This is a genomic window from Blautia sp. DFI.9.10 (genome assembly GCF_024461705.1).
Lineage (GTDB): Bacteria > Bacillota > Clostridia > Lachnospirales > Lachnospiraceae > Blautia_A > Blautia_A fusiformis.
Genome location: NZ_JANGAA010000010.1, coordinates 24,349 through 40,481, shown reverse-complemented (window position 1 = coordinate 40,481; position 16,133 = coordinate 24,349). Strand labels below are relative to the sequence as shown.

General features: G+C 44.9%; 15 protein-coding genes. 12 read left to right on the top strand and 3 right to left on the bottom strand.

Going from position 1 to position 16,133, the window contains the following annotated elements; all coding sequences use genetic code 11:
• Positions 1-220 precede the first annotated feature (220 nt).
• Positions 221-790, top strand: coding sequence for a MerR family transcriptional regulator (locus NE671_RS07860; protein WP_114002149.1), 570 nt, complete (start codon positions 221-223; stop codon positions 788-790).
• Positions 791-836: 46 nt separating this feature from the next.
• Here the strand turns inward: NE671_RS07860 and NE671_RS07855 are convergent, their stop codons facing one another.
• A complete protein-coding gene (locus tag NE671_RS07855) occupies positions 837-1,007 on the bottom strand; it encodes a DUF362 domain-containing protein (protein ID WP_015527180.1) in 171 nt (56 codons plus the stop codon).
• 208 nt (positions 1,008-1,215) lie between these two features.
• Between NE671_RS07855 and NE671_RS07850 the strand changes: the two genes are divergently transcribed.
• Positions 1,216-1,416, top strand: coding sequence for a DUF1858 domain-containing protein (locus NE671_RS07850; protein WP_015527179.1), 201 nt, complete (start codon positions 1,216-1,218; stop codon positions 1,414-1,416).
• A 106-nt stretch (positions 1,417-1,522) separates the two neighbouring features.
• Here the strand turns inward: NE671_RS07850 and NE671_RS07845 are convergent, their stop codons facing one another.
• The gene (locus tag NE671_RS07845) at positions 1,523-2,290 is read right to left on the bottom strand and encodes an adaptor protein MecA (protein WP_021651393.1); all 768 of its coding nucleotides are present in this window, start codon (positions 2,288-2,290) and stop codon (positions 1,523-1,525) included.
• Between the two features lie 360 nt (positions 2,291-2,650).
• Between NE671_RS07845 and NE671_RS07840 the strand changes: the two genes are divergently transcribed.
• From NE671_RS07840 to NE671_RS07795, 10 genes are all read left to right on the top strand, one after another.
• Positions 2,651-2,920, top strand: a complete 270-nt coding sequence (locus NE671_RS07840) for a hypothetical protein (RefSeq protein ID WP_021651392.1) — start codon at positions 2,651-2,653, stop codon at positions 2,918-2,920.
• Between the two features lie 185 nt (positions 2,921-3,105).
• Positions 3,106-4,755, top strand: a complete 1,650-nt coding sequence (locus tag NE671_RS07835; protein ID WP_256163844.1) for a glycosyl hydrolase family 18 protein — start codon at positions 3,106-3,108, stop codon at positions 4,753-4,755.
• An 82-nt stretch (positions 4,756-4,837) separates the two neighbouring features.
• A complete protein-coding gene (locus NE671_RS07830) occupies positions 4,838-5,560 on the top strand; it encodes an N-acetylmuramoyl-L-alanine amidase (protein ID WP_256163843.1) in 723 nt (240 codons plus the stop codon).
• A gap of 69 nt (positions 5,561-5,629) precedes the next feature.
• Positions 5,630-7,627, top strand: coding sequence for a hypothetical protein (locus tag NE671_RS07825; protein ID WP_256163842.1), 1,998 nt, complete (start codon positions 5,630-5,632; stop codon positions 7,625-7,627).
• A complete protein-coding gene (locus NE671_RS07820) occupies positions 7,617-8,327 on the top strand; it encodes a glycosyltransferase family 2 protein (protein ID WP_173775752.1) in 711 nt (236 codons plus the stop codon). Before NE671_RS07825 ends, NE671_RS07820 begins: the two co-directional genes overlap by 11 nt.
• Before the next feature lie 18 nt (positions 8,328-8,345).
• Positions 8,346-10,604, top strand: coding sequence for a DUF2298 domain-containing protein (locus NE671_RS07815; RefSeq protein WP_256163841.1), 2,259 nt, complete (start codon positions 8,346-8,348; stop codon positions 10,602-10,604).
• Between the two features lie 136 nt (positions 10,605-10,740).
• On the top strand, positions 10,741-11,322 hold the full coding sequence (locus NE671_RS07810) for an HD domain-containing protein (protein WP_173761279.1): 582 nt from the start codon (positions 10,741-10,743) through the stop codon (positions 11,320-11,322).
• A 12-nt stretch (positions 11,323-11,334) separates the two neighbouring features.
• Positions 11,335-12,417 carry an L-threonylcarbamoyladenylate synthase gene (locus NE671_RS07805; protein WP_173723237.1) on the top strand — a complete coding sequence of 361 codons (1,083 nt, stop codon included), beginning with the start codon at positions 11,335-11,337 and terminating at the stop codon, positions 12,415-12,417.
• Positions 12,398-12,826 carry a ribose 5-phosphate isomerase B gene (gene rpiB / locus NE671_RS07800; protein ID WP_015527166.1) on the top strand — a complete coding sequence of 143 codons (429 nt, stop codon included), beginning with the start codon at positions 12,398-12,400 and terminating at the stop codon, positions 12,824-12,826. The genes NE671_RS07805 and rpiB overlap by 20 nt, the downstream gene beginning before the upstream one ends.
• 38 nt (positions 12,827-12,864) lie before the next feature.
• Positions 12,865-13,359 (top strand): deoxycytidylate deaminase, encoded by a 495-nt coding sequence (locus tag NE671_RS07795; RefSeq protein ID WP_015527165.1) that lies wholly within the window; start codon positions 12,865-12,867, stop codon positions 13,357-13,359.
• Positions 13,360-13,445: 86 nt separating this feature from the next.
• Here the strand turns inward: NE671_RS07795 and NE671_RS07790 are convergent, their stop codons facing one another.
• Complete coding sequence (locus NE671_RS07790; protein ID WP_256163840.1) at positions 13,446-16,130, bottom strand: sensor histidine kinase; 2,685 nt, start codon at positions 16,128-16,130, stop codon at positions 13,446-13,448.
• Positions 16,131-16,133 lie beyond the last annotated feature (3 nt).

The following is a 16,133-nucleotide window of genomic DNA, read 5'->3' as shown; positions in this document are numbered from 1 at the left end:
GCAGACGGTAAATGAAAGGCTGTCAGGATGAAAGCTTATAGTTATCCTGATGGCCTTTTGTATTTTTGGCTGTGTGATCGTGGAGTTCAGGATGCTATGGATATAGGCAAAGAGTCATATTTGGTAAAATTATGTCAACCGATTATTCTTGCTATTTCCTGATCTCAGGGGTTATACTGTAGACAGCAGCAGTGAATCTCTATATAAGGGGGCGTTCACAATGGAAAAAAGATATACAGTCAGACAGGCCGTAACACTGACCGGAGTGAAATCTTATGTCCTGCGTTACTGGGAGGAAGAACTGGAGCTTCGGATCGGACGCAATGAACTGGGACATCGCTATTATACACCGTTTGATATCCAGCTTTTTCTTAAAATAAATGAGCTGAAAAGTAAAGGACTTCAGTTGAAAGCAATCCGTACACTGATCCCACCGGAGGCAAGAAAGGCAGATACACCGGATTTTTCAGAATCTGGTATCAGGATCCTGGATGGAGAAGCTGTTGAGCTTGAAGATATCCCAATGAAAAAAACGGGATCTGAAAAGGAGTTCATGGAAAAAACGGAATCCGGGAATACAGAGAAGTGCGAGGCAGATAATGATAAGATACTGGAGTTTCAGGAAATCATGGAACGCCTGATCCGTGAGGAAATGCAGAGAAAGAAAGAAGGAGAGTACCGGTGTCGTTCTCTGGATGAAGCGATCCGCAGGCAGCAGCAGGCAAGAAGAGAAGCGGCAGCTTCCTGTGAGGGAAAAAAGAATAAAAAAAACAGAAAAGGCTGCCGGTAAACCGGCAGCCTCATTCATTATAGCAGCTTATCAAGCTAATGATGCATTACTCAGCAGAGATAGCACCAACTGGACAGGCCTCAGCGCATGTTCCGCAGTCAACACAAGCGTCTGCGTCGATTACATAATGCTCGTCTCCCTGAGAAATAGCCTCGTTCGGGCACTCACCCTCACATGTTCCACAGCTAACGCACTCGTCAGAAATTACATATGCCATAATTGATATCCTCCTTTTAAATTGTGTATTATATGTATCCCCTACCAGGGATTCTATTCCCATTCTAATATATCTGCATAAAGAATACAAGTATAAATTTATAAACAAAACTGAAAATTCGTAACCCGTTGATTCCATTCAGGATTCGTATTATAATAGCAGAACGGAATGAAAATATTTCGATAAAACAGTAAAGGAGAATACAATCATGGCAAAAGTTACAAAGAGCATGCTGATCGGAGAACTGCTCACTGTAGACCCGAATATCGCACCGATCCTGATGAGAGCAGGAATGCATTGTCTTGGCTGCCCGTCTTCACAGATGGAATCTCTGGAAGAAGCAGCAATGGTCCATGGCTTGGACGCAGATGTCCTCGTAGCTCAGATCAATGATTTTCTTGGTGAGTAATAAACAGAAGTTTTTTTGCTGAAACAAAAGGACCGCTGTCGGGAAATGCAGATCATATGGATCGCATTCCGACAGCGGTTTGTTTGTCTGTAGGATATTTGGTTTGTCAGATATTCAGAAGCTTCTGAAGTGCATGATCAGCGATCAGTGCACAGTGCTCTCTGAGGTAGGCTTCACCGGCTGGTGTGAATGCGCGGCCGATGCCATACTCGGAAAGGATATTGCAGACCTTGTTAAATTCTTCTGGTGTACAGTCTGACTGATGAAGTACCAGCTGATAGACACCGTCTTCTCCTTCACGATAGAGAGTATTATCACCGGTAAAGAAACCATTCATACCATGAGATGCGGCAATAACATCATCCAGCCCCGGGAAAGAGTACAGGCGTATAAGCTTTACAGAACTCTCAGCCGGCTGCTGTGATGCATCCGGAGTTTCTGTTGCCTGAGAGGCGGAAGTTTCCGCCCTTTTTTCTTCCGGTTTCTGTGAAAGATCCTTAAGCTTGGATTCACAGAGCTTCTGGAAGATATCGATGATATTGTCAGCGCCATCGATCTCTACGGTATCGGAAGGTTTGTTGCCCTTGAAGGGTGCAAATTTGGAAAAACGTGTATCCAGTTCTTCAGGATCTTCCACTTTAGTGATAATGAGGATAATACTTTCGGCATTGACAGGAATAGCCTCGATCATCAGAGGAATATTATCTGCTTCAAAACCAAATTGTATCTGTGCCTGCTGCATCATATCACGAAAGAGACGTTTGGCTTTTTCGGTACCGTATGCAAGTTCGCTGATACGGATCTGATGACTGTCCAGATCTTCTTTCGTCAGGGTACAGCGGATCTGATTTTCATTGATTTTTTCTATTTTCATATGATCACATCCTATAGGTAAATAAATTTAATCTTTTACATACTGTATTATATAACAGTTATACACAAGATGTAAAGATGTAGAAACCGGAGAAAAAAGAAAATTTCTGATTCTTTTATAAAAGACTTGCATCTGAAGAGAAATCAGGTATAATGAAAAGCAGAAAAGCTGTCTCCTCCCGGAAGTAAGAAGACAGTAACGATAACTTAAAGTCATATTTTTCTGAAGATAAGGATTCTGTGTGAAATTCATCGGCGAGTCTGTCGGTACACAGAGAAATTTCCCCCCATTTTATTATTTATATTTTATTACAAGTATCATCCTAACAGGGAAGGTGCAGCTTTTCGAGAACCATTGCTGGTGTTTTCTGAAAATCTAACCAGGAAAGGAGGTCGGGATACGCCAAATATATCACAGGAAAAAAAGAAATCCGCAAAACCCCTTCGAAGGGAACTGGAGCTTTATCGTGAGAACGGAGTTTCTCTTTATCTCAATGGAGCACCAAGCACTCCGAAAAAAATCGCAAAAGCCTGTCAGATTGCGGAAAACGGGGTCTATATGCGGGATTATACGGAAGATGAAGACGGCCATATCGCCTGTGTAAGCTTTGATCTTATTCGCAAAGAATGACCGTACATAAGAAAAAACGGTTCCCCGAATAACGATCATCCCCTGCACTCATGCATACCATGCGGGGAACCGAAATTCTAAAGAAATTGTGAAAAATTATTAAAAGTCGATTTTTATAACGAAATGTAGACAAGATATGTTATAATAAAGCAAATTATGACATTTTATACCGAAAGGAAAAAAACATGATAAAAAAACACATACCGGTCCTTGTGGTAGGTCTGCTGATCGTTCTGGTCGCTCTTGCCGGAGGGACTGTTTACGGGATCAATAAGCTTATACCAAGCAGGAAACAAATGGATCTGACAGAATACTACGGCCAGAATGCAGACGGTGAGGCTGCGTTGATACTTGGAACTGAGAAACTGGAAGAGAAGGCACTTATCTCAGGAGAAGATGTATATCTTCCGCTGGATGTAGTGAACGGATATTTGAATCAGAGATATTACTGGGATAGCGAAAACAAGAAGATACTGTATGCAACACCATCCAGTCTCACAGAGGAACCGGCTTTAGATAAGGCAGACGGAAACGTGTGGCTGAAGGATGACACGGTTTATCTGAAACTGGATTATGTAAAAAAGTATACAGATATCGATTCTTATATAGAGCAGGATCCTGCAAGGATTGCGATACAGTACAAATTTACCAATGTGGAGACCGTGACCACGAAGAAAGATACCGTGATCCGTTACCGGGGCGGGATCAAGGCGCCGATCCTTTCCAAACTGGCGAAGAATACAGTTCTCCGGCTGATGAATGAAGGAGAGGACTGGGATCAGGTGGCAACCGATGACGGTTACATCGGTTATGTTCAGAAGAAAAAAGTAAGTGCTGTGGATACAACGGATTATGAAAGGGATTTTAAAACAGAGTCCTATACATATCTTACCATGGATGAACCGGTGAACCTGGCATGGCACCAGGTTACCAGCACAGATGCAAACAGCTATTTCGCAGATGCGGTACAGAATATGACAGGCGTGAATGTGATCTCTCCAACCTGGTTTTCTGTAACAGATAACTCCGGAAATATTTCAAGTCTTGCATCTGGGGAGTATGTGATGCAGGCACATGAAAAAGGACTGAAGGTATGGGGACTGGTGGATAATTTTAATGAGAACATGAATACCAAAGAAGTTCTTTCAAAAACCAGTTCAAGGCAGAATCTGGAGAATCGGCTGATCACTTATGCACTGAAAGTAGGAATGGATGGAATCAATGTTGATTTTGAATCTTTGAGCGAAGGAGTAGGAATCCATTTCCTTCAGTTTTTAAGAGAGCTTTCTATCCAGTGTCACGCCAATAATTTGGTACTGTCTGTAGATAATCCGGTTCCGGAAGATTTTACCAGTCATTATGACCGTGCGGAGCAGGGCAAGGTTGTGGATTATGTGATCATTATGGGTTATGATGAGCATTACGTAGGCTCCGATGCCGGTTCTGTGGCATCTCTGCCATGGGTAGAACAGGGGGTTAAGGATACGCTTTCAGAAGTAGCGGCTCAACGGACGATCCTTGCGATTCCGTTCTACACAAGGCTCTGGAAGACTACAGATGGCGGTGCACTGACAAGTGAGGCCATCGGTATGGATCAGGCACAGCAGACGATCAGTGATAACGGAGCAGAAACATACTGGGACAAGAAGACAAGTCAGAATTATGGAACCTATGAAGGGGAAGGTGCCACATATCAGATCTGGCTGGAGGACTCTAAGTCTATTGCGGAAAAGGTTAAACTGATCAAAAAATACAAACTGGCAGGTGTGGCAGAGTGGAAGCTTGGATTCGAGAACAGCGGGATCTGGAGCGTGATCACAGAAAACCTGTCATAAACAGAAGAAAACATTGTGATCTTCACAATGCTAAAAACACTCCCGGCAACATATATTAAAATAAATATGCCGGGGGTGTTTTGTGTTGAAAAAACATTTCATAGAATTGGCAATGGCAGTTCTTATGCTGGTCTGTTTTTATATTCTGTCATGGGAAGCGGCAGAAACTGCAGGCAGACTTATAGATGTATCCGGAAATATAAAAGCAGATCAGGTGATCCTGGTGGATGCCGGTCATGGCGGTGTGGATTCCGGAATGGTGGGAATCGGTGGACTGAAGGAAAAAGGGATCAATCTGGATATTGCCATGAAGCTAAAAACGATCCTGAAAAAAAAAGGCCTTGCCGTAGTAATGACCCGGGAAGAAGATAAAGGTCTTTATGAAAATGGTACAAAAAATATGAAAGCACAGGATCTGCAGAATCGTATTGAACAGATCCGGAAATATGAACCGGTGCTTTCTGTGAGTATCCACCAGAACAGCTACAGTGATCCCGGAGTAAAAGGTCCGCAAGTATTTTATTATGAGGATTCGGAAGGCGGAAAAGAACTGGCACTAGCGATCCAGGAAAACATGAACCGGAAGCTTTCCATTGCACGGCCGCGGGTGGCAAAAGAAAACAGAACCTATTATCTTCTGAAGAGAAGTCCGGGTGTGATCAATATCGTAGAATGTGGATTTCTTACAAATCCGGAGGAAGCCGCCCTGCTTCAGACAGAGAAGTATCAGAGAAAGGTAGCAGAGGCTGTGGCTGATGGAATCGTTACATATCTGAAAAAACAGAAGGAAAACGAAAATAATTGAAAAAAATGTGAATAGCCTTTTCATAGGAAGGTGATTCTGCTATACTTTACGTGAATTAAGGAGAATCCTATGCTTGGAATCATTTATCTTATATTATGCATGTTAACAGGAATGGAAACGGCAGGATGTCTGTTTCCGCGTCAAACGACTGAAAGAGGAAACAGGATATGGGTGGTCCTGCCGGCAGCGTTTGGGATGGGAATCCTGATGCTGACCTGGGCAGTCTATATTCTTTCCTGGATGTTCAGCGTATGCGCGGGGGCAGAGCATCCTCTTTTTTATGGAAATCTGATCGTATTTCTGGTAGATATCCTGCTGCTTTCGGGAATCTTCCGGTGGAAAAAGAAAAAACAGCAAAAAATGTTTGTGATATCTGAACGGATGATCAGCAGAAAATGGATCCTGAAAAAAGAGCTTCTGCTTTTTGGCATTTTGACGGTTTTTGTGACCTGGATGATGTTTTACGTTTTCCATATGAAAGACGGCATTCTGTACTCCGGCTTTTCGGTATACGGAGATTATGCACCCCACACGGCAATGATGCGATCTTTTTCAAGGGGAAATAATTTTCCTACCCAGTATCCGCATTATGGCGGGCAGGATGTGAAATATCATTTTATGTTCCAGTTCCTTGTAGGAAATCTGGAGTATCTGGGCCTCCGTCTTGATCTGGGATATAATCTGGTAAGCATCCTGTCTCTGGCGGGATTTCTTATGGTGCTTTACGGGATCAGCTACCGGATGTTCAAAAGCTTCTGGGCAGGGGCAGCTGCCATTGTTTTCTTTTTTTTCCGCAGCGGAACAGCGTTCTGGCATTATCTGTGGGAACATCTTCAGGCGGGGGACCTTGTACGGACGCTGGAAGAAAATACGGCGTTTATCGGTTATACTACCAATGAAAACTGGGGATTATGGAATTTCAATGTATATCTGAACCAGCGTCATCTGGCTTTCGGCCTTCTGATGGCAGCTGTAGCGGTATGGACCTTTATGGATTGGGTGGAAGCCGGATGCAGTCACAAGGAGCAGGGATTTTTGTGGGTCCGTAACCGTTTTTTTACAAAAAAAGCCTGGATCTGCAGAAATGTGGATACGGCGATTCTTCTGGGACTGTTTCTGGGATTAACTGCCTTCTGGAACGGAGCTGCGCTGATCGGCGGACTTCTGATCCTTGCCGGACTGGCAGTGTTTTCTGACGGTAAGCTGGATTATGTGATCTGTGCCGGATTGGCAGTGCTTTTTTCGGAACTGCAGTCGAAGATCTTTGTGTCGGGAAGTGTTATGAGTCCATCCTTTTACTGGGGCTTTCTGGCAGACAATAAAAGCATTTCCGGTGTACTCTGGTATCTGGTGGAGATCAGTGGATTTTTCTTTGTGGGAATGATCGTGGCAGCAGTATTTCTGAAGAGAGGTCAGCGGGCAGTGCTGATGGGCTGTTTGCTTCCAATGGCATTTGCATTTCTGGTATCTCTGACTCCGGACATCAATGTCAATCATAAATATGTGATGATTTCCTATGCCTTTGTGACAGTTTTCTGGGGCTGGATCGTAAGATGTGTTTTCCTTGCAGGGAAAAACAGCTGGAAGAAATGGGCCGGTCGCGCAGCGGCAGCGGTCCTTTGTATCTGTCTTAGTGCAACGGGGATCTATGATTACGTGATCATCTTAAGAGACAACGATTCCGCACACAGGATGACTGTAAATATGGAAAGCAGCCTGACGGACTGGCTCAGTGCAAATCTTAAGAAAAATGATCTTCTGCTGACACCGGAATATACCATGAACGAGGTCACTATGTCCGGTGCCATGCTGTATTGCGGATGGCCTTATTATGCATGGTCTGCAGGGTACGATACGAGCTATCGTGCCGGCCAGGCAGTGCTCATATATACCACGGATGATCCGGAGCTACTGAAAGCTACCGTAAAACAGGAAAAGATCACATATATCCTGTTTGAGGAGGATATGGAATTTGAACAGCAGGAATGTCGTGAGGATATCATCAGGGAGACATATCCACTGGTGTATACCTCAGAGGATGGGAGAATAAGAATCTATGAAACATGACAGCTTATATATCATTATGCCGGCATATAATGAAGAAAAAAATATCGGGACCGTGATCGAGCAATGGTATCCGGTAGTGGAGAGAATCGGCGGGGACAGCCGCCTGGTGATCCTGAATGATGGCAGCAAAGATGCGACCTACAAAAAAATACAGAATTATCAGAAAAATCATGACCGTCTTATCGGAATCGATAAACCGAATGAAGGACATGGAGGAACAATACTCAGGGGATATCGTTACGCAGTAGAAAAAGGTGCCGATTATATTTTTCAGACGGATTCAGACGGCCAGACACTTCCGGAGGAATTCTGGCAGTTCTGGGAAAAACGTCAAAAGTGCGGGCTTCTTATCGGTTACCGGCAGAAGAGAGAGGATGGGCTTTCCAGGATTTTTGTGACAAGAATACTGCGGCTTGTGCTTTTCCTTATTTTTGGAACCTGGGTAAAAGATGCAAATACGCCATATCGGCTGATGGATGGAAAACAGCTCGCCAAAGTACTGAAGCGTATCCCAGGCGGATTTTTCCTTTCCAATGTGCTGATGACCGTGATCTATGAAAAACATCATCTTTATGTGGAATATATCCCCATCACATTCCGACCGAGACAGGCCGGAAAAAACTCTATCAACATGAAACGTATCATAAAGATCGGAAGACAGGCATTTGCGGACTTTATCCGTCTGCGGGGCAGGATCTGATACAGGAGGGACAGAAGGATGAAAAAAAAGATCAGAGAATTATTTCCGGAGCTGACTGCGGCAGTGCTTCTGACAGTACTTTCTGCGTATCTCCTGGGAGGAGATGTATGGACATTCTGGACCTGGTGGCTGCTTGCACTGTTCATGGGAATGGTGGCAATGCCGGTCACAGGAAGGCTTTTTGGTGGTTTTGAAGACCGGGGATGGCTTTTTTCAAAGGTACTTGCCATTGCGGTTACCGGATTTCTCACCTGGCTTCTGGTAGCGGTGGAAATCCTTCCTTTTACAGCAGCAGTGTGTGTAGGAGTATCTGTGGCTGTTGGCATTTTATGTGCTGTACTTTTTCATGTTCAGCTGAAGCATGGCATTGAATGTTATCCGTCAGGAAAGATGCAGATGATCTTTCGGGAGGAGCTTCTGTTTTTTGGAATCTTTCTGCTGTGGACTTATCTGGCAGGATTCCGGCCGCAGGCATACGGAACAGAGAAATTTATGGATTATGGCTTCATGGAGGCCATGATACGGAGCAAAACTCTTCCTGCACGTGATCTCTGGTATTCACAGGGAACCATCAATTATTACTATGGCGGGCAGTATTTTGCAGTGTTTCTTACGAAGCTTACAGGAAGCAGAGTGGAAGTGACTTATAATCTGATGCGTACCTTTGTGGCAGCGTTTGCCTTTGTGTATCCGTTTTCCCTGGTCCGTCAGATGACGAAGGACAGGCTGTATGGACGGCTGGATGGAAAGAAGAAATATCTTCCTTCACTGGCAGGAGTTACTGCAGGCATTGCAGTATCTATCGCGGGAAATGTACATTATATCGTCTACCGTTGTGTACTGCCGCTGATCCGGAAGATACAGGGAGTGGCAGAAACAGCCAGCTACTGGTTCCCGGATGCAACTCGTTACATAGGGTATAATCCGGTGAATGACAGTGATAAGACCATACATGAATTCCCATGCTATTCCTTTGTTCTGGGAGATCTTCATGCCCATGTGGTAAATGTGATGTTTGTGACATTTCTGGTGGGAATGCTCTATGCATGGCTGAAAATGATCCGAAAAAGAGGGCCTGAGCCTGAAAAACAGGAACGCAGTGTTTTCTGGCTGAGACAGCTTCTGATGCCGCATATCCTTCTGGCGTCCGTTTTTCTTGGCATGTTCCAGTGGACCAATTACTGGGATTTTGTGATCTATTTTGTAGTGACCGGTGGAGTTGTCCTGATCGCAAATATCATACGATTTGAGGGAAAGATAATCAGGATCCTTGCAGTGACGATCGTACAGGCAGTGGAGATCATAGGTCTCTCTTATCTGGTGATCCTGCCCTTTACATTGAAATTTGATACGATGGTACAGGGGGTGGCACTGGCACAGCATCATTCACTGTGGTATCAGCTTCTGATCCTCTGGGGACTTCCGGTGCTCCTTACTGTTTTGCTGATCCTGTCTGTCATCACAGAAAAAATGAAGGGACTGAAGCATAAAAGTCTTTACAGACTGCTGGAGGCGATTACAGTTCCGGATCTTTTTGCAGTGATCATGGGCTTATGTGCTATCGGACTGGTTTTGATCCCGGAGCTTGTATATGTGCGGGATATTTATGAAAATGGAAATGCCAGAGCCAATACTATGTTCAAGCTGACGTATCAGGCATATATCCTTTTCGGAATGACAATGGGATATGGGATTTATCGTATGCTGGTGATATCCAGACAGAAGATTATCCGGATCCTTTCAGGTGTGGGGCTTTTTGTACTGCTCTGGACCGTGGGCTATTTCGGAAATGCCGTGCATTCCTGGTTTGGGGATGTCTGGAAGGTTTCGGAGTATCAGGGACTGGATGCAACTACATTTCTTGAGCAGGATTTTCCTCAGGATGCGTCGGCGATCCGCTGGCTGAAGCAGAATATCAAGGGCTCTCCTGTGGTGCTCGAGGCTAACGGGGACAGCTATACCGGATATGAGAGAGTTTCTGCATCTACGGGGCTTCCGACCGTACTGGGATGGTATGTGCATGAATGGCTCTGGAGAAATAATGTACCTGACCTCAATGAAAAAAGTGCGGACATCCAGACTATTTATACATCTACAGATGCAGAGACGGTAAAAAAACTGATCAGCCGTTATGATATTTCCTATATCTTTGTAGGAGGACAGGAAAAAGAAAAATACGGAACAGAGCTTAATGACCGTGTTCTTCAGAGTCTGGGAAGCATTGTCTTTGAAGATGATATGTCAGGAACCTACATTGTGAAGGTGGAGCAGGATTGACATTTTTTCCATAATAACGCTATAATGTAACTATTATGTAGCTATCTGTTAACGGATATGCTCAGCAGGAGATTTCTGCTGAGCAGTATACAGAAAAAAGTGATAGTTGCAGTATGGCAGCAGGGAGGAGGATATTATGAACAGAATCGACAGACTTTATATGGAAATGATCCATTATTATCAGGGGGATCCGAAGCATATCCAGCATTTTGTGAAGGTGCATGATCTTTCAAGGCTGATCGGCCAGAGTGAGGGTCTGGATGAAGATACGATGTATGTTCTGGAAGCTGCGGCTCTCGTTCATGATATCGGGATCAAAGTCGGTATGGAAAAATACGGACGCTCTGATGGAAAGACGCAGGAAGCAGAAGGTCCGGCAGCTGCCAGCGAGATGCTTACCGCACTGGGCTTTCAGGAGAGGGTGATCCGCAGAGTGGAATATCTGGTAGGACATCATCATACCTATAAGGATATTGACGGGCTGGATTATCAGATCCTTGTGGAAGCTGATTTTCTGGTTAATTATTTTGAAGATGGACTGGATAAAGAACATATAAAGAAAAGTGCAGAGAAGATCTTTAAAACAGAAACAGGTAAAAAAATAGTAAAAGACATGTTTTTCCCGGAGACTTTTCAGAAATCCGAAACCTGGGCACAGGATGCCCTTCAGGATCTGGAAGATTTTATTGAAGAGCAGGGGATTTATATTAGACAGTAAATGGAGCGTAAAATGAAAGCAGAAATAGCAGTTATGACAGCGGAGAATATAGACAGAAAGGCAATTGCCAAAGGTGGCGAGATTCTGAAAAACGGCGGGCTTGTGGCATTTCCCACAGAGACTGTATACGGCCTTGGAGGAAATGCCCTGGATCCGAAAGCATCGATGAAGATCTATGCAGCCAAGGGAAGACCTTCGGACAATCCGCTGATCGTACATATCGCAGATATCCGTGACCTGGATAAGATCGTTACGGAGGTTCCTGAAAAAGCCAGAATACTGGCTGAGAAATACTGGCCGGGTCCGCTGACAATGATCCTTCCCAAGGCAGATATCGTGCCAAAGGAAACAACCGGAGGACTGGACAGTGTGGCAGTACGTTTTCCAAGTGATCCTATCGCACAGGAGCTGATCCTTGCGGCTGGCGGATATGTGGCAGCGCCAAGTGCCAATACTTCCGGAAGACCAAGTCCTACGACAGCGGGACATGTGGCAGAGGATCTGGGAGAAGCCATTGATATGATCATTGATGGAGGACAGGTAAATATCGGTCTGGAATCTACGATCGTAGATTTTACAGAAGACATACCGGTAGTCCTGCGGCCGGGATATATTTCCCTGGAAATGCTCCGGGAAACACTTGGAGATGTAAGGATGGATAAGGGGCTGATCAAACCGGACAGCAAAGTCCATCCAAAAGCACCGGGAATGAAATACCGTCATTATGCACCAAAGGCAGATCTTGCCATTGTGGAGGGGGCCACAGAGGGTGTGATCGCGGAGATCGAAAAAAGAGCCGGAGAGGCTGAGGAGAAGGGACTGACGGTGGGGATCATCGCAACAGATGAAACAAAAGGCCGATATTCACATGGAATCGTAAAGAGTATCGGAAGCCGGGAGCAGGAAGAAACGATCGCGCATCATCTGTACGAGGTCCTGCGTGATTTTGACAGCTGTAATGTAAGTGCCATTTATTCAGAGGCATTTTTTACACCAAGAATGGGACAGGCGATCATGAACCGCTTACTGAAAGCGGCTGGTCATAAAATTATCAACGTTGAGGAGGAGAAAGAAAATGATAGCACTGGGATGTGATCATGGCGGCTATGAGCTGATGCAGGAGGTAAAGAAGCATCTGGAAGAGAGAGGACTGGAGTACAAAGATTTTGGATGCAATGGTCCGGAATCTGTAGACTATCCTGTTTATGGAAAGAAAGTAGCACAGGCAATCGTAGACGGTGAGTGTGAGAAAGGAATCCTGATCTGCGGAACAGGTATCGGAATTTCCATCACTGCTAATAAATTCAAGGGAATCCGTGCTGCACTTTGTACAGATTGCTTTACTGCAGAGGCAACAAGACTTCATAACGATGCCAACATTCTGGCCATGGGCGGTCGTGTAGTAGGACCGGGACTTGCTCTGAAGATCGTGGATACATTCCTGGATACACCATTTTCCGGGGATGAGCGTCATATCAGAAGAATCAACATGATTGAGGATTGATCGATCAGTAAGAAACCAATAGAAAAAGAGGATTCTGTATGGATAAAAAAGGACAGAAACGACAGGGATATCTTTCCTGGGATGAGTATTTTATGGGTGTTGCCATGCTTTCCGGCATGCGTTCCAAGGATCCGCATTCACAGGTTGGTGCCTGTATCGTAAGTGAAGATAACAAGATCCTGTCAATGGGATACAATGGATTTCCAAAGGGATGTTCCGATGATGAGTTTCCCTGGGGAAGAGAAGGAGATCCGCTGGATACCAAATATCTTTATGTGACACACAGTGAGCTCAATGCCATCCTGAACTACCGAGGAGGAAGTCTGGAAGGTGCCAAGCTTTATGTGTCCCTGTTTCCCTGCAACGAATGTGCCAAGGCTATTATCCAGGCAGGGATCAGGACTATCGTATACGACTGTGATAAATATGCAGATACTCCGTCGGTGATCGCATCCAAAAAAATGCTGGATGCAGCCGGAGTCCGGTATTATAAATATAACCGGACAGACCGTGAGATCACCATTAAAGTGTAAAAGAGAACAAAAATAAGAGAAAAACAGCAGCCTGGCTCCTGATTCATCATATCATCAGGGCTTCCGCTGCTGTTTTTTATGAATGGTTAAGAATGTGCTTCGGAATGAGGATCTTCCGGTGCGGATAAGACTGTGGGAGAGATCTTCAGTGGAAAACTTAAGCAGACTTTGAAAAGGTCACCGTCCAGATAAAGTTTAAAGGTGCCACCTTGAAGCTGGGTAAGGCTCTGTGCGATGGATAATCCAAGTCCGCTGCCTTCTGTATTTCTGGCAACATCGCCGCGGATGAAACGTTCGGTCAGTTCTTCAGCCGGAATGTTCAGAGGCTGTGCGGAAATATTTTTCAGGGTAAAGATGACTTGATCTTTTTCCAGAAGAACTTCTGCATAGACTCTTGTGTTCTCCATGGCATATTTCAGAATATTGCCGAAAAGATTTTCAAGGATACGCCACATCCGTCTGCCATCGGCATAGATCATGGCAGGAAAATCAGGCAGATGTGTCATCAGGGTCAGATGTCTGCTTTTCATCCGTTCTTCGAATTCACCCATCACCTGGTAAAGCATTTCCACAAAGTTCAGTTCCGTCATTTCCAGAGAAAGATTTCCGGTACTGGCTTTGGAAGCTTCCACTACATCTTCGGTCAGACTTTTCAGACGATGTGCCTTTGAGTCCAGGATCTCAAGATATTTCAGTGCTTCCGGATCTTTGAGGTTCAGCCTTTTCAGCAGATCAATGTAATTGATGATGGAAGTCAGTGGCGTTTTCAGATCATGGGAGACATTAGTGATCAATTCGGTTTTCATACGCTCATCTTTGAGGCTTTTTTCCACGGCAGCGTCCAGCCCGTCACCAATGCGGTTGATATACTGTGCCATTGCTTTCTGATCACCACGGAGTTCCTTTTCCGGGATCTTGTAAGTGAGCTCTCCATCGGTGATCCGTTTTAGGCCATCAAGGAGGAGTTCCCGTCCAAGAGCAATTTTGTAGACGCAGAAAAGCGCACCCAGATCCAGAAGGAATAGAAGCAAAAACATCAGGAACCATCCATCAGATGCCGCGAGCAGGGCACTGAAGAAAAATTCAAGGAATAGAAATACGCCAAGTCCCACTACCATACGTATTCTGCTGATGGTATTCCTGGAGAAAAAATCGATCAGCTTACCGGCTTTACAAAGACACAGACGGGGAAGCTTCAGGCATTTGCGAAGCAGGCTGTTTTTCCACAGGGTGCGAGCTTTGATCCTGCGGATCAGGCTTAAATAGCCGATCCAGAACAGGCACGTGATCAGGAAAATCGTGATACCCAGGATGATCAGGGAGGAGACAAGGTTATAGGTGCAAGCTTGCATGCTCAGTCCTGCGGTCAATACACCAAGTGCCGGGATACACACAAGTCCTGCTGCTGCTTCCGTATAGATCCTGTCAAAAAAGTTCAGTTCTGGCTGAACAGTGTCTGTATTACCGCTATCGGAATTTCTTCTTCCGGTGTGGACAGTAAGCCAGATAAAATCTATGATAAAGAGCAGAAAACTGATCATGGTGATCACAGCAGCCGGGATAAATAAAGTACGGTAAGTCAGGAAATGCTGTCTGTCAGTTTTAATGGAATCCTGTACAGGAAGGCTGGTATCATCGATCCAGGCAAGAAAACTGCAGTTTTCATCGTATGTGGAATTTCGAAGGAGATCGATCCAGTTTCCTACAGAAGGGTTTGCAGCAGCAGAAAGATTCAGATTCATAAGACCATTCCGGGCATTTTTCTCATCTGTGGCAGCTTCGTTGACACTTAGGAACACGTAAGGCTTTTTGTCTGAAAAACCGGAAATATCAGTCAGGTCGGAAGTATAGGCTGCATCTGTATTTGTGAAGATTTTCTGTGAGGTGTTATCCGTATAGGCATAATGGATATTGGAATTATCACTGCTGTACTCATCCAGTGTCTGAGCAGCTTCTGTCCAGCTGGAAAAAAGATCCCGGGCATTATCCAGCTGCTCAAAGGCATCGTTCAGGTTCCCCTTGAAATTCCTGGTTTTGGATGAGGTGGAATTCATGTAATCCAGGAGACTGTCGTAACCTTCCGGTGCACAGGGGATTTCAAGGATCGGAGTGAGCATATTTGCCACATCTGTGTAAACCACGTTTCCGTTTTTGTCTGTGATGTTTTTCAAAGGTTCCTGTGACTGGATGCCGCCGTCTGCATATTCGGCGCTCAGAGCGGAAAGAATCCTCTCAGTCCAGTCTTTCTGGGAAATTCCCTCGTGTTTCAGGGCACCGGAGTTGGCATTTAGCTGCAGGGTTCCGTCTTCCAGAGCTTTTTTGAAATCGGAATAGTACATATATTTTGTTTCACCCTCCGGGGTGGTAAGGCCCAGGACGATCCAGTCATCATTGGAATGGATCGTCTGTGAGCTCCATTCCTTAAGATCATTGAAGGAATAGGCTAGTCCGGAGGTGTTTTTGAAGGAGAGAGAATCTCCGTTATAAAGCTCTCCGAGATCAATGTATGCATCTTCGTTTGTTTTATCTAGGATTTCTCTGGCTGAGATTCCGGACAGGATCGTGGAAGCTTTTGAGTAAAAGCTGTCAGCAAAAGCAGAGGTCTGGAAATAATCCTTTGTTTTAAGATCCTCGGCAGAGTCCATCCGGATACCTGCCTGGATCACCAGTGCCGCTGAAAAGACCATGATCAGAGGCAGGATAAGGGCAAGGACAAGAGCAGGAATGCGCATAAATGAACGGTTTTTTTCCGTATGTTTATTTTTATTCATAAT